Annotated in this window: 6 protein-coding genes; all 6 read right to left on the bottom strand. The window is 70.7% G+C overall.

Annotated elements, in window-relative coordinates; genetic code table 11:
• Positions 1 to 5: 5 nt before the first annotated feature.
• From FHS03_RS20105 to FHS03_RS20080, 6 genes are read right to left on the bottom strand one after another with little or no spacing between them, the layout of a single operon-like run.
• Positions 6 to 752 carry a polyketide synthase gene (locus FHS03_RS20105; protein ID WP_221208199.1) on the bottom strand — a complete coding sequence of 249 codons (747 nt, stop codon included), beginning with the start codon at positions 750 to 752 and terminating at the stop codon, positions 6 to 8.
• 23 nt (positions 753 to 775) lie between these two features.
• Entirely contained in the window at positions 776 to 1,543 is a 768-nt protein-coding gene (locus tag FHS03_RS20100; RefSeq protein ID WP_183442716.1) for an enoyl-CoA hydratase/isomerase, read from the bottom strand.
• Positions 1,540 to 2,799, bottom strand: coding sequence for a hydroxymethylglutaryl-CoA synthase family protein (locus FHS03_RS20095; RefSeq protein WP_183442715.1), 1,260 nt, complete (start codon positions 2,797 to 2,799; stop codon positions 1,540 to 1,542). Before FHS03_RS20095 ends, FHS03_RS20100 begins: the two co-directional genes overlap by 4 nt.
• Before the next feature lie 15 nt (positions 2,800 to 2,814).
• Positions 2,815 to 4,053 carry a beta-ketoacyl synthase N-terminal-like domain-containing protein gene (locus FHS03_RS20090; protein ID WP_221208198.1) on the bottom strand — a complete coding sequence of 413 codons (1,239 nt, stop codon included), beginning with the start codon at positions 4,051 to 4,053 and terminating at the stop codon, positions 2,815 to 2,817.
• Positions 4,031 to 4,285, bottom strand: a complete 255-nt coding sequence (locus FHS03_RS20085) for an acyl carrier protein (RefSeq protein ID WP_183442713.1) — start codon at positions 4,283 to 4,285, stop codon at positions 4,031 to 4,033. Before FHS03_RS20085 ends, FHS03_RS20090 begins: the two co-directional genes overlap by 23 nt.
• Positions 4,286 to 4,324: 39 nt before the next feature.
• A complete protein-coding gene (locus tag FHS03_RS20080; RefSeq protein ID WP_183442712.1) occupies positions 4,325 to 14,728 on the bottom strand; it encodes a non-ribosomal peptide synthetase in 10,404 nt (3,467 codons plus the stop codon).
• Positions 14,729 to 14,732 lie beyond the last annotated feature (4 nt).

Genomic DNA, 14,732 nt, shown 5'->3' with positions numbered 1-14,732 from the left:
TCTCCCTAACGGCCGAAGGCGGTGGCGATGCGGTCGGCGACCGCCTGCTGGTGGAAGGTATGTTCGTGCATGGCGATTTCCTCGCTGATGCATTGCGGCAGGCGCTCGCGCAGCGCGCGCGTCATGTGCCGCTTCAGCAGCACCAGGGCGGCGCGCGGTTTTTGCGCCAGCCCGGCGGCGATCTCCAGCGCGCGCGGCAGCACCTCGGCCCGCGGCAGCACCTGGCAGGCCACGCCGCGCCGTTCCAGCTCGGCGCCGCGGAAATTGGCCGCCGTCATCAGCATCTCGTGCGCCAGGCTCTCGCCCAGGCGGTAAGGCACCACGGCGGTCGCCCCCATGCCCGGCGTGAAGCCGTATTTCATGAAATTGGTGGTGTAGATGCTTTCCCGGCTCAGCAGCACGATATCGCTGTACAGCCCCATCACGAAGCCGCCGCCGATGCCGTGGCCCTGCATCGCAGCCACCACCGGAATCGGGCAGTCCAGCGCCAGGCTGTACATATTGACGTCGGCGAAAGTCATCTTGCCCTCGTGGATGGCGAGCAGGCCCTGCTGCGTGCCGCCCGAGGCGAAATAGGTGTCGTAGCCGGTCAGCACCACGGCCTTGTAGTCGGGGCGCGCCGCGATGCGCGCGTAGACCTCGATCAGGCCGCCGACCAGGGCGTGCGAAAAGGTATTTTTCTCGCTCCGGTCCTGCATCGTGATCTGCACCACGCCGCCGCCATGCTCGGTCAATTGGACTGCCTCTGTCATGCCATGCTCCATAATGGTCTCGCTCATTGGTTCGGCCGCTCCCAGCGCAGGCGGCCATGGCTCACGTATTGCTCGATCGCCGCCAGGTTGTCCGGGTCGGCGAACACTTCGCGGTTGGTCGCCAGCGCCAGGGGGCGGGCCGCCTCGATCCCGGCCGGCAACTCGGCCAGGTAGCGCTTGTAGCGCACGATAGCGGCCGCCGGCAGGCAGCGCAGGCGGCTCAGGTGCTTGCTCAACAAGACCTCGCAGCGCTCGTCGAGCGCATCGACCAGGCCCCATTGCAGGGCCTGCGGCGCATCGAAGGCGCGCGTCATCAGCGTCATGTACTGCGCCCGCTGCCAGCCGACGCGCCGCGCCAGGAAGGGCATGACGCAGGCCGGCAGCAGGCCAAACAGCATTTCCGACAGGCTGAATTCGGCGCGCGGCCCGGCCAGCACGATATTGCAGGCGGCGACGAAACCGATGCCGCCGGCATTGGCGCGCCCTTCCACCAGCGCGACCGAGACGAAGGGGCCGTAGGCGAGCCGGGTCCACAAGGCGTACAAGGCCTCGGGCGCCTGTTCGCGCGCGTCGGTGGCGCCCTGCACGGCGGCGAAATCGGCGCCGTTGCAGAAGGTGCCGGCATGGCCGCGCAGCACCACCACGGTGCAGCCGGCGTCGAGGCCATCGAGCGCGGCCAGGCATTCGCTGACCAGGGTGGCGTTGATGGTGTTGCCGGCCGCCTCGCGCGCGAACTGGATCAGGCACACCGGCCCCTGGCGGCTGACTGCGATGCTCGAATAGCGCGTCATGACCAGCTGTACTCGCGGTGGAATTCGCGGATGGCGCTCAGCGTCAGCAAGCCCTTGCCGGCGATGGCGGCGCGCGCCCCGCCCAGCAGCGCCGGGTCGATGGTGACGTTGCGGGTGCCGAAGCGCACCATGCCGCTGCCCATCAGCAGGGCGTCGTATTCGGCCAGCGAGAGCTGGTAGCGCTGGTCGAGCCGGCGCCCGATTTCCATGCGCCCCAGGCGGGCCTGGCCCTCGGCCGTCACCACGCCGCTGTAGAACTCCGAGCAGCAGCCGGAACCGTAGGAAAACAGGCCGACGCGCCGCGGGCTGGAAAAATCGCCATGGTCGATGGTGCTGGCCAGCGCCAGGAACACGGTGGCGCCCATGATATTGGCCACCCGCTGGCAGTAATTCAGGCCGGGCTGCATGCGCTGGGCGAAATCGGCCTCCGCGTCCGACGGGCGGGCCTGCAGCAGCTTGCGCATCATGGTGCGGTGGGCGCCCTTGACCATGCCGCCGAACGGCGTATGGAAGGCCAGGTACTGGAAGGTGTTGCCGAAGTTGCTGTCCAGCACACGGCGCGCATATTCGCGGTAGGCGTTTTCGCAGCAATCGAGATAGGACATCAGCGACAGGTCGGAATCGCCGGCCTCGCTGTCCGGGATCGGACGGCAGGTGTCCATCACCTCGTAGCCGTAATAGCCATTGGCGCCGACGTCCACCTGGAAGATGTGCGGCTGGTCGCTCACCAGCATGGCCACGGCGCCGGCGCCGGCGCTCGGCTCGGCGAAGGACCAGTCCTCGCTGATCGCCTCCCCGCCCTCCACCACCATGAAGCGCGAGATGTCGGTGGCCACCACCAGCGCCTTGGCGCCCGGCGAGGCCTGCGACAGGATGAAGCTGACCGCCATCTGGAAGCCGGCCGTGCCTGAATAGCAGGCTTGCTTGATCTCGAACAGGCGGCAATTGCGGCCCAGCCCCAGGTGATGGTGGATATAGGTGCTGAGCGACTTGCCGAAGTCGATGCCCGATTCGGTGCAGGTGATCAGCAGCTCAATGCGGTCGCGCTCGGCCTCCGACAGCGCGCGCACCAGCGGCAAGGCGGCGTTCACGCCGAAGGTCACCGGATCCTCATACGGCAGCGCCACCGCCTTTTCGCGCATGAGCAGATTGGCAAAGCGCGTCGTATCGAGCTTGCGGTGCTCGGCCAGGGCCGCCACGTCGAGCGCGGCGCTGCCGCCGAACACATTCATCGATTCAATACCCACGGACATCATAGAGCTACTCCATTCTTAATTGAACTGCGAAGGATGCTGGAAACACATGGCGATATTGATGCCGCCAAAGCCCATGCTCAGCTTGAGCGCCTTGCCGATGCGGGCCGGACTGCCCTGCGCCGGCACCCAGCGCGCGCCGCCGATGGGCTGTTCCAGGTTGGCGCAAGGGTGCAGGCGCTGCGCGCGCATCTGCAAGGCCAGGGCCACGGTTTCCACGGCGCCGGCGGCGGTCAGGCCATGGCCGGCCAGCGATTTGGTGGTGTTGATCCAGGCGTCGCCCAGGCCGCTGGCGCGCAGGGCCGCCAGCTCGGTTTCGTCGCCCAGCGGCGAACCGCTGCCATGCGGGTTGACGTAGTCGATCTCGGCGGCGCGCCAGCCGGCGTGCGCCAGGGCCTGGCCGACGGCCCGCATTTCGCCCTGCTGCGAGGGATGGGGCTGGCGGCTGGCGTCGCTGACCGCGCTCCAGCCGTTGATGGCCATATAGGCGGACGCGCCGCGCCGCCGCGCCGAGTCCACCGATTCCACCACCAGCGCGGCGCAGGCTTCGCCATAGATGAAGCCATCGCGCGCCGTGTCGAACGGGCGGCAGGCGCGCTGCGGCTGGTCGGCATACTGGGCCGAGCCCATCGCGCCCAGCGAGCGGAAGGCCTGGCATTCCAGGTGCGACAGATCGCTCAGGCCGCCGACCGCGATGCAGGCGTCGAGCTCGCCGCTGACCACCGCGCGCGCGGCTTCGACCACGGCCAGCAGGCCGCTGGCCGAGGCCGCGCCGGCGGTCCAGACCGGGCCCTGCACGCCCAGATGCTCGGCGCACCAGGCCGCGATATCGCTGTCGCAGTAGCTGGCGGCGTAGTGCGGCGGCGTATACCACGGCTGCTCGCGCACCGGGTCGAGCGCCAGCAAGGCGGCGCGCTGCTGCAGATTGGAACCGCCCAGCACCAGGCCGATCCGTTGCGGGTCCAGCGCGGCCAGGCCGGCATCGGTCCAGGCCTCGTCGGCGGTGGCCAGCGCCGCATGGGTCGACAGCGACAGCTTGCGGTAAGGCTGGCCGCGCCCATTGCGCAACTCCGGCAAGGCGGCGATTTCGGCCCCGAGGAAGGCCGATTCGGCGCTCTGGCGGCCGGGCCGCCGCATCACGCCGAAATTGCTGCGCCCTTGCCACAGCGCGTCGGCAAAGGCCGCGCGCCCCACGCCGATCGCCGACACCACGCCGATGCCGCTGATCAGGGCCTTATGCATGGGCCAGCTTTTCATGCATCAGGGCGGCCAGCTCGCCCATATTGGCCGCGCGCGCCAGGTCGATCAACGCGCAGCGCAGGGAGATGGCGCTCATCGTCATCATGATGATGTCGGCCCGGTCCATCGAATTGGCCCCCAGGGCCTTCAGGCTGTCGGCCGGGACGAACTCATGCGCTTCGAGTTCGGGGATGACTTCCCGCGTGTGCTGCACGAGCAGTTCGAAAATCTGGCCTGGATTGTGTGGCATGGTAATGATCCTTTTTAATTTTTGATGCAAAGTACTTGGTTAAACAGAACTTTCCGGCTGCGGCGCCGCGCCATCGGCCTGGGCCAGCCGGCGCCATCGGGCGTCGGCCTCGGCCACGTCGATGGCGCCCTGCTCCACCGCGCGCAGCAGGCTGTCGAGATCCGCCGGTTCGGCCGCCGCCGGCGCCAGCAGCGCGCCGACGTGGCTGGCCAGCGCGACGATGCTGGGATGGTCGTACACCGCCGTGGCCGGCAGGCTGAGGCCGAAATGCCGGTTCACTTCACGCATCCATTCGACGCCGACAATCGAGTCCAGGCCCAGATCCACCAGGGCCGTATGCGGCTTGATCTCCTCCTGCGGCAGATACAGCGCCTCGGCCAGGCTGGCGGTCAGGAAGGTGCGCACGGCCGCCTGGCTTGGCGCGGCGTCGGTAGGCCGCGCCATTGCCGCCGTGGCGGCAGCGGTGGCCGCGACCGGGGCGGCCAGCGCTGCCGGGGCGGGCGCCGCGCCCGCCGCCGCCGTCTGCAGGCGCACCGGCGGCGGCGTCAAGGCGGCGGGCGCGGTGGCGGCCGGTGTGGCGCCCGGCTCCGGCAGGCGGATGGCCGGCCGCGCGGCGGGCTGCGCCGCGGCCGGAGGCGCCGCCGCGCCCAGCCGCGCCGCCACGAAAGCGGCCATGGCGCGGATGGTCGGATGGTCATAGATCAGCGCGGCCTGCAGGTCCAGCGCATACCGCTTGTTGATCGTGCCCACCCATTCGACGCCGACGATGGAGTCCATGCCCATATCGACCAGCGGCAGGTCGAGTTTGACGTCCTGCTCGTCCATGCAGAGCGCGGCCGCGAAGGACTGGCGCAGCGCGGCGCGCACCTGCGCCGCGTCCGGCGCCGCAGCCGTTGCCGGCACGGCGGCGGGCGCAGGCCTGGGCGGCGATACCGCTGCCGGCATGGCGGCAGCAAGCGGCCCGGATGCCGCCGCCGGTAGGGACGCCGGCACGGGCGCGGGCAGCGCGGCAGCGGCAGGCGCCGCTGCCGCGCCGTGGCGGCCGACGATGGCCGGCACGCCCCAATGGCGGTCGCGGCGGAAGGGATAGGTCGGCAGGCTGAGCCGGCCGGGCGCGCCGGCCGGGTGCAGCAGCGTCCAGTTGAGCGCCAGGCCGCGCGTCCACAAATGGCCCAGGCGGTCGAGACGGCCGGCTTGCAGCCAGCCGGCGACCAGTTGGTCGAACAATTCGTCGCGGCCCAGCATGGCCAGGGTCTCGTCCGGGCCGTCCACCTCATGGCGGAATTCCTTGCCGGCGGCGGGCTGGCCGGCGCTGCAGCGTTCCAGCGCCGCCGCCAGCTGCGCCGGCGAGGCCACCACCACGGCGTAGCGGTGCGCCAGGGCTTCGCGCCCGGTCTGCAAGGTGTAGGCCAGGCTGGCCAGGTCCGGGGCGGACGCCTCGGCGCGCAGCCAGCCAAGCAGGCGGCCCGCCTGTTCGGCCAATTGCGCCGCCGTGCGCGCCGACAGCACGATCAGTTGTGGCGCGCCCGCCGGCGCGGCTTGCACCGCCGGCGCCACATATTCCTGCACGATCAGGTGCGCGTTCGAGCCGCCCGCGCCGAAGGAGGAAATGGCGCAGTTGCGCGCGCGCTGCGTGCCGCTGGCCGCGTCGACGGGACGCGGCCAGGCGCTGAGTTCACGCTGCACGTAAAACGGCGAGGCCGCGAAATCGATGTTCGGATTCAGCTGCGCCGAATGCAGCGACGGTGCCAGCGCGTTGTGGCGCAGCTGCATCAGCACCTTGCTCAGCGCCGCCATGCCAGCCGCGCTTTCGCAATGGCCGATATTCGATTTGACCGAGCCGATGGGACAGAACTGGCGCTCCTGCGTAGCGGCCGCGAACACCTTGCTCAAGCCGCTGATCTCGATCGGATCGCCGAGCGAGGTTCCGGTCCCGTGCGCCTCGATATAGTCCAAGGCGCGCGGCGCGAGCGCGGCCTGTTCCAGCGCCAGCCCGATGACGTCGGCCTGGGCCACCGGGTTGGGCACCGAGAAGCCATTGGTCTTGCCGCCGTGGTTCAGCGCCGATCCCTTGATCACGCCGTAAATATGGTCGCCGTCGGCCAGCGCGTGCGCCAGCGGCTTGAGCACCACCGCACCCACGCCCTCGCCCGGCACGTAGCCGTCGCCGCCGGCGCCGAAGCTTTCGCAACGGCCCTTGGTGGAGGCGAACTTGCCCAGCGAGAGCAGCAGGTATTTGTTGGGATGGATCGACAGGTTCACCCCGCCCGCCAGCGCCACGCTGCATTCGCCCAGGCGCAGGCTCTGGCAGGCAAGGTGGATGGCGCTCAGCGACGACGAGCACATGGTGTCGACCGCCATGCTTGGCCCCTGGAAATTGCAGAAGTACGAGACGCGGTTGGCGATCGACGAAGGGCTGCTGGGCAAGGCCGTCACCTGGCCCAGGGCCGTCGCCTGGGCGCCGTACAACTGGTATTCCTGGTACATCACGCCCACGTAGACGCCGACGCGGCCTGGGCGGCCCCGGGCGGCGCCGCCCAGGCTATGGCGCGTATAGCCCGCGTCCTCGATGGCGGCATGCGCCGTTTCCAGGAAGACGCGCTCCTGCGGGTCGAGGATGGCCGCTTCGCGCGGTGAAATATTGAAGAAGCCGGCATCGAAGCAGTCCACGCCGTCCAGGAAGCCGCCCCACTTGGTATAGCAGGTGCCGGCATGGCCGGGATCGGGATGGAAATAGGCGGCATGGTCCCAGCGCTCGGCGGGCACCTCGCGAATGCTGTCGACGCCGTCGCGCAGGTTGCGCCAGAACGCGTCCACCGTCTCGGCGCCGGGATAGCGCCCGGCCAGGCCGACGATGGCGATGTCGGCCACGGCCAAGGCCGGCACTGGCGCCGGTATCGGCTGCGCCGTCGTGGCCGACACGGCGGCCAACGCCGGCGCCAGCGCGATGGCGGGCGGCGTGGCCTGGACTGGCATGGCTGCCGCCGACGTCCGGCCCAGCAGCGTTTCGAGCGCGCCGCGGTGGGCCTCGACGAAGTAACTTGCCAGGGCGCGCAGCGTCTGGTATTCGAAGAACAGGGTCTTCGACAGCGCGCCGAAGACCTGTTCCAGCCGCTCGTTGAGCTTGACGACAATGATGGAATCGATGCCGTAGTTTTCCAGCGGCGCCTGGGCGTCGATGCGCGCGGCCGGGGTTTGCAGCACGTCCGACAGCAGGGCCTTGAAATAGTCCTCCGCCGCCTCCTGCAACTGCGGGCCGTGGGCGGCGGGCGGTGGGTACGCGACAGCTTGCATGGTCATCTTTCCGGCCGTTTCGGCCTGTTCGTTGGGCTGCAGCGGGGCCGGCGCGGCGGCCGCTTCCAGCGCCCGCTGCAGCAGATCGGCTTTCCCGTACAGCAACAGCAAGGACGGGTGCGGCGTCGCCAGCGCCGCATACAGCGCGGCAAACGCGCCCTGGCTTGGCAGCGGCTTCATCCCCAACTGCCTTTCGATGCGCCGCAGGCTGGCGGCGTCGGGCCGCATGCCGCCTTCTGCCCACAAGGGCCAGCCGAGCGACAAGCTGCGCCCATGACGCCGGCCGCGCAGGCGCCATTCCTCGCGTTCGGCGGCGAAGGCGTCCAGGAAGGCGTTGGCGGCGCAATAATCCGCCTGGCCCTCATTGCCCAGGAAGGCGCCGGCCGAGGAGAACAGCAGGAAGAGGTCGAGCGGCATGGCGGCGGTGGCGGCGTCCAGGTGCAGCGTGCCGTCGACCTTGGGCGCCAGCACGCGCGCCACCTCGGCCTCGCTCTTGTTCAGGATGAAGCTGTCGCCGAGCGCGCCGGCGCAATGCAGCACGCCATGCAGGCCGCCATGGCGCGCCGCCACCCCGGCCAGCGCGGCGCCGACCTGGGCTCCGTCCTCCAGGGCCAGGCGCACGTAATCGGTGCGCGCGCCGGCTTGCGCCAGGCTGTCGAGCAGGGCGCGCGGTCCCTGCGCGGCGCGTCCTGCCAGCACCAGCGTGGCGCCGCGCGCCAGGCGCGCGATTTCATGCGCCAGCAAGGCGGCAATGCGGCCGCCCGCGCCGGTGATCAGATACACGCCGTCGGCGCGCCAGGGGGCCGGGGCGGCGGCCCATGGCGCCAGCTTCGCCAGCGCGCGGCGTTCGGCCACGCCGCCGCGCCAGCGCAGCTGCAGCGCATCCGGCTGCGCGGCCGCCTGCTCCAGCATGGCCGGCAAGGCGGCGTCGGCGCCGTCCTCCAACAGCAGCAACTGCGCGCGCAGGGCGGGATACTCCAGCATCGCGCTCTTGAGCACGGCGGCCAGGGCCGCTTGCGCCCATTGCGCTTCGCCCGCTTCCACGCAGAGTTGAAGCAGCTGCGCGCCGGCGCGGCGCTGGCCAATCAGTTGCTTGAGCCAAGCCACCAGCGCCAGGGTGTTCTGGTGCAGGCGCGCCGCCACGCCGGCGCCGCCGGCCGGCCACAGCGTGCATCCCAGGTCCGCCCTGCCCTGCAAGGCCGTTTCCAGACGCTGCGCGCGCGCCGCCGTCATTCCGGCCAGGATCACGTGGCGGTGGACGGCCAGCGGCGCCGGCTGCGGCGCCACGGCCAGCGGCGCCCAGCGCGCTTGCGCCACCAGCAGCGTGGCTTCGTCCTCCAGGACCGGAGCATCGGGCGCCGCCGGCAGCACGGCCAGCTGGCGCGCCGCCAGTTGGCGCACGGCGGCGCACAGGCGTCCTTCATCGTCGTACAGATCGATGTCGATCTTGCGGAAGGCGCCGGCGGCGGCCGGTATGGGGCCGAAGCGGATATGCGCCCACATGCGCGGGGCGCAGGCGCGATGGACATGCAAGGCTTCCAGGGCGAACGGCACGGCCGCCTGCTGCGCAGCGCTGCCGTCATGGATCGCGATGGTGGCCTGGAAGGCCGAATCGAGCATGCCGGGATCGAGCATGCAGCCGGGATCGAGGACCGGCAGCTCCAGTTGCGCCAGCAGTTCATCGCCATCGCCCCACACCTGGCGCACGCCGCGATGGGCCGCGCCGTAGCGCAGGCCCAACTGCGCATAGCGCCGGTAGCAGGACTGCGCGTCGAGCCGCGGCGTCTGGCAGCGTGCGCGCAAATGCGCCAGATCCAGCGCCGCCGCCGCCGCTGCCGGCGCGGCGACGGCGATCTGGCCTTGGCAATACGGCGCCCCATCGGCCAGCGCGCTGACCGTGAACGCCAGCGCGCCGTCGACCAGGCGCTTGAAAGCGAGCTTCACGTCCACGCTGGCCTGCGTCACGGCCAATGGCCGCAGCCAGACCACATTGCGCAGGCTGACCTCCTGGCCTGTGGCGGCAACGGCGCGGCTGGCCGCCTCGCGCACCATTTCCAGGTAGGCGGCGCCCGGCAGCACGCGCTGCCCATGCAGGACGTGGTCGCGCAGGAATGGCTCGCTGCCGTCGAAACGGCTGCGGAACGCCGTTTGCTGCACGGTGGAGATGTTTTCATGCAGCAGGGGGTGCAGGCGCGCGGCGGCCAGGGCGCGGCGCGGTGGCGGATAGTCGACATTTTCGAACGGATAGCCGGGCAGGCTGATACGCTGGCCGGCCGCCGGCAATGTCTGCCAGTCGCTCAGGCGGCCGCTTTCCCATTCCCAGGCGGTCCAGGCCAGGCTGCCCTGCTCGGCGTCTTCCGGCGCGGCGCGCGCGGCCAGGCCGCCGCCGGCCAGGGCGGCCAGCTGCGCCGCCAGGTCGGCGTGGGAATGCGCCACCAGGGCCACCCGCCGCGCCATCGCCACCCGTCCGCGCTGCAAGGTGGCGGCGATATCGGCCAGCGCCGCGCCCTGTCCCGCCGGCGTCGCCAGCCAGCTTTCCAGCTGGCTCACCTGGGCCAGTAGGCGCTGCGCCGACTTGGCCGACAGCGGCACGATATGGCTGGCCGCGCCAAGCGGCGCCGGCACCGCAGCGCGGCGCCGCTGCTCCAGCAGCGCATGGCCGTTGGTGCCGCCCACACCGAAGGCGCTGACGGCCGCGCGTACCGGGCCGCCGGCGCCGGCGATCGGCGTCAGCCGCTCGGCGATGTAGAACGGCGAACCGGCCAGCTCCAGCGCCGGATTGGCCTGGCGGAAGTGCAGCGTCGGCGGCAGGCTGCCGTGGTACAGGCTCAACGCCACCTTGGCCAGCCCGGCCAGTCCGGCCGCCGTGTCCAGATGGCCGAGGTTCGACTTCACCGAGCCCAGGCCGCAATAGTTCTGGCCCGCGCCGAGCCGCTGGTAGGCCGCCGTCAGCGCCGCCACTTCGATCGGGTCGCCGATGCGGGTGCCCGTGCCATGCGCCTCGACGTACACCACCGAGTTCGGGTCGGTCGCGGTGGAACGCAGCAAGCCCTCGATCACCGCGCTCTGGCCGCCGACGCTGGGCGCGTAATAGCCGGCCTTGTCGGCGCCGTCGTTGTTCAGGGCCACGCCGCGGATGGCGGCGTAGATGTGGTCATCGTCGGCGATGGCGTCGGCCAGCCGTTTCACCAGCAGCACCACCACGCCCTCGCCCGGCACCATGCCGTCGGCGTCCTGGTCGAAGGCCTTCAGCTTGCCGTCGCTGGAAAAATTCAGGCCGCGCTGGTGCACGTAGCCGACCCGCTCCTGCGCATACAGGGTGGCGGCGGCCACCAGCGCATGGCGCGCCTCGCCGCTGCGGATGCTGTGCCAGGCGGCGTACAGCGCGGACAGCGACGAAGAGCAGTTGCTGTGCACATACAGGCTGGGACCGGTCAATCCCAGCTTGTGCGAGATCATGGTCGGGATACTGCCGCCCTGGGACAGGATCCAGCGCACGTAATCGCCCTCGTCGTCCAGGGCCGCATGCTCGCCGCCGTGCGCGGCCGCGGCCAGCGCCCCGTGTTCGCTGTGGCTGGCCGACACGAACACCGCCGCGTCGCGCAGCGCCGCCGGCACGTAGCCGGCGTCCTCCACCGCCAGCCAGGCATGCTGCAGCAGGCGCCGGAACTGCGGGTCCATCAGGCGCGCGTCGCGCGCGGAGATGCCGAAGAATTCGGCGTCGAAACTGTGCTTGTGCGCGACCGGGGCGCGTACGCCGACCATGCGCTCATGCTGCAGCAGGGGCGCCGGCAAGCCCAGGGCCGCCAGCTGCTCGCGCTCCAGGCGTTCCACGCTTTCCACCCCGGCGGCCAGATTGGACCAGAAGGCGGCGGCGCTGTCGGCGCCCGGCACTTGCAGCGACATGCCGATGATGGCCAGCCCATCGGCCTCCGGCGCCGGGCGCGCCGCCTGCTGCGCCGGCCCGGCGGCGGCAACGCCGGCCTGGGCGCGCTGCTGCGCCACGTACTGGGCGATGTCGCGCACGCAGGCATACTGGAACAGGCGGGTCACGGAAAACGGCAGGCCCATGCCTTCGCTGATGGCCGCCGCCAGCTCCACCGCGACCAGCGAATCGCCGCCGACATCGAAGAAACCATGTTCGGCGCCGATGCCGTCCAGCTTCAGGACGCGGCGCCAGATCGCCAGCACCTCCGCTTCGATGCCGTCGGCCACCGGCGCCGGCGCCTCCAGCGCCACCGGCAAAGCCATCAGCGCCTTGCGGTCGGCCTTGCCGTTGCTGTTGAGCGGTATCGCGGCCAGGTCCACATACAGGGAGGGCACCGCGTAGGCCGGCAACGCCGCCAGCAGCCAGGCGCGCAGCCGCGCCGGTTCCACCGCGCGGCGCGGCACGATATACGCCACCAGGCGCCGCAGTTTCCCCTGCTGGTTGACGACCACCAGCGCGTCTTCCACGTCGGCATGCGCCTTCAGCCGGTTTTCCACCTCCTCCAGCTCGATGCGGTAGCCGCGCAGCTTGACCTGGTAGTCGTTGCGGCCGACAAAGGCGATCTGGCCGTCGGGCAGCCAGCGCGCGATATCGCCGGTGCGATACAGCTTGCCGGCGCCGGCGAAGGGGTCGTCCACGAAACGGCCCGCGCTCAGCTCCGGCTGGCCCAGGTAGCCGGCCGTGACGCCGGCGCCGGCGATGCACAGCTCCCCATCCAGGCCGGGCGGCACCAGGCGCATGCGCTCGTCGACGATATACACCTGGGTATTGGCCAGCGGACGGCCGAGCGTGATCGGCAAGCCGGCGCCGATCGGCGCCATGGTGGACCAGACGGTGGTCTCGGTGGGACCGTACATATTCCATGCCACGCTGCCGCTGTCGATCAATTGCTGGCGCACGCGCTCGGTCAGCGCCTCGGCGCCGCACAGGATCATGGTGCCTTGCGGATTGCGCCAGCCGGCCTCGAACAGCATGGCGCAGGTGGTGGGCGTGGCCTGCATCAGGTGCGGCTGGTGCCTTTCCAGCGCCGCCATCAGGCGCTGCGGATCGCGCGCGGCTTGCGCTTCGGCCAGGATGCAGTGGCCGCCCGTCAGCAGCGGCAGGAACAGTTCTGGTATCGACATGTCGAAGGCAAACGTGGCCAGGGCCAGCATGCGCTGGCCCGCCGCCATGCCGGGCTGGCGCGCCATGGACGCCAGCAGGTTGACCAGGGCGCGCTGCGGTACCATCACCCCTTTCGGCTTGCCGGTGGTGCCCGAGGTGTAAATCACATAAGCCAGAGCATGCGGCGCCACGGCCGGTGCCGGCGCCGGCCGGTCCAGGCCCAGATCGGCGATGTCGAGCAGTTGCGCCGAGGCGCCGGCGGCGGCGCGCAAGGCCGGCAGCGAAGCCGCATCCGCCAGGAAGCAGGCGGCGCCGCTATCCATGGCGATGGCGCGCATGCGCTCGGCCGGATAGGACGGGTCGATCGGCACATACGCCGCTCCCGCCTTCATCACGCCCAGCAGCGCAACCAGCAGGTCGGTGCTGCGCTCCATGCAGACGCCGACCAAGCGGCCCGCGCCGCCGGCCAGCCGGCTGGCCAGGGCGCTGCTGCGCTGGCTCAGCTGCGCATAGCTCAGCGTTTCTCCCTGCGCCGTGACGGCCGGGGCATCGGGCTGGCGCGCGGCCTGCTGTTCGAACAGCACGGCCAAGGGCTGCTCGGGACAGGCGGCGGCCGTGTCGTTCCAGGCGCCCAGCATCAGCGCCCGCTCGGCCGGCAGCAGCATGTCGCAATCGCCCATCGGACGCTGCGGTTCGGCCGCCAGTTGCGCCAGCAGGTGCAGGAAGTGCTGCAGCATGCGGTCCGCCGTCGCCGCCTGGAACAGCACGCTGCTGTATTTCAGATTGACGCGGCAAGCGTCCTCGCGCTCGAACACTTCCAGGCCGATATCGGCCTCCCCTTCCTGGTGCACGATATTCAGGAACTGCGCCTGGTGGCGCGCGCCGAAGGCCGCCTCCTCGCCCTGGCGGGCAAAATTCTGGTACGAGAAAACGGCCTGGAACACCGGCGCGACACTGGCGCTGCGCGGCACGTTCAGGTGGCGCACCAGCGCTGCCAACGGATAGCGCGCATGGTCGCGCGCCAGATTCATGTCCTGTTGCAGGCGGCGCAGGTAGTCGGCGCCGATCTCGTCCGGGCGCGGGGCGCCACGCAACGGCACCATATTGATGAAATTGCCGACCGCGCCGTGCTGCTGCGGGGCGCGGTTCGACATCGGCAGGCCCAGCACCAGATCCTGCTGGCCGCTATACCTGACGAGCATGAGCTGGAAGGCGGCCAGGAACAGCACCGAGCGGTTGACGCCGGCGCCGGCGGCGGCGGCGGCCAGCGCGGCGGCGACGCCATCGTCCAGACGGGCGCTGACGACGGCGCCTTCGCTGGAGCGTACCGCCGGACGCGGCGCGTCGCAGGGCAGCTCCAGGATCGGCAATTCGCCGTCCAGCTGCCGCTGCCAGTACGCCAGCGCCTGCGCGGCGGCGGCGCTGTCCATCCAGCTGCGCTCGGCCGCCACATACTCCTCGAAGCCGGCATGGTCCGGCACGCACAGCGGCAGCTCGCCGCGGCGGCGTTGCTCATGGTAATCGAGCAGCGTGGCAGCCAGCGGCAAGGTGGAGGCGCCATCGTAGACGATATGGTGCACCACCAGCATCAGGATATGCTCGTCCGGCGCCAGTTGCAGCACATGCAGCCGCCAGGGCGCGCCGGCCGCCAGATCCAGCGGCGCCGCTTTCAAGTCCCGCAAGACCTGGACCAGCGCGGCGTCGGACAACGGGCCGCTGGCCTGCGCCGCGATCACCGGCGCGGCTGCGCTGTACTCATGGCGCCAGGGCTGACCCTCGGCTGCGCGGAAGGTGCTGCCCAGGATAGGGAAGCGCAGCGCCAGGTCAAGGCAGGCCGCTTCCAGCGCCGGCATATCGAGGGCGCGCCGCAGCCGCAGCACGAGCGGCACCTGGTAGGCGGTATTGCCGGGCGCGCCCTGCTGCAGGGCCCAGATATCGCGCTGCATCGCCGACAGCGGCAGCGGGCGCGCCTGCCGGGCGCGCTCCAGCGCCAGGCGCGCGCTGTCCAGGGACAGTTTTTGCTGCTGGAACAAGATGAGGATGTCTTCTTTTTTCATGAAT

This window comes from Pseudoduganella violacea (assembly GCF_014191875.1).
Classification (GTDB): Bacteria; Pseudomonadota; Gammaproteobacteria; order Burkholderiales; family Burkholderiaceae_D; genus Rugamonas; species Rugamonas violacea_A.
The sequence above is the reverse complement of the archived record's forward strand: the minus strand, read 5'-3'. Positions and strand labels throughout refer to the sequence as shown.

Coding starts and splice junctions, on each gene's coding strand:
- FHS03_RS20105 (WP_221208199.1), bottom strand. CDS start 752: ATGACAGAGGCAGTCCAATTGACCGAGCATGGCGGCGGCGTGGTGCAG.
- FHS03_RS20100 (WP_183442716.1), bottom strand. CDS start 1,543: ATGACGCGCTATTCGAGCATCGCAGTCAGCCGCCAGGGGCCGGTGTGC.
- FHS03_RS20095 (WP_183442715.1), bottom strand. CDS start 2,799: ATGATGTCCGTGGGTATTGAATCGATGAATGTGTTCGGCGGCAGCGCC.
- FHS03_RS20090 (WP_221208198.1), bottom strand. CDS start 4,053: ATGAAAAGCTGGCCCATGCATAAGGCCCTGATCAGCGGCATCGGCGTG.
- FHS03_RS20085 (WP_183442713.1), bottom strand. CDS start 4,285: ATGCCACACAATCCAGGCCAGATTTTCGAACTGCTCGTGCAGCACACG.
- FHS03_RS20080 (WP_183442712.1), bottom strand. CDS start 14,728: ATGAAAAAAGAAGACATCCTCATCTTGTTCCAGCAGCAAAAACTGTCC.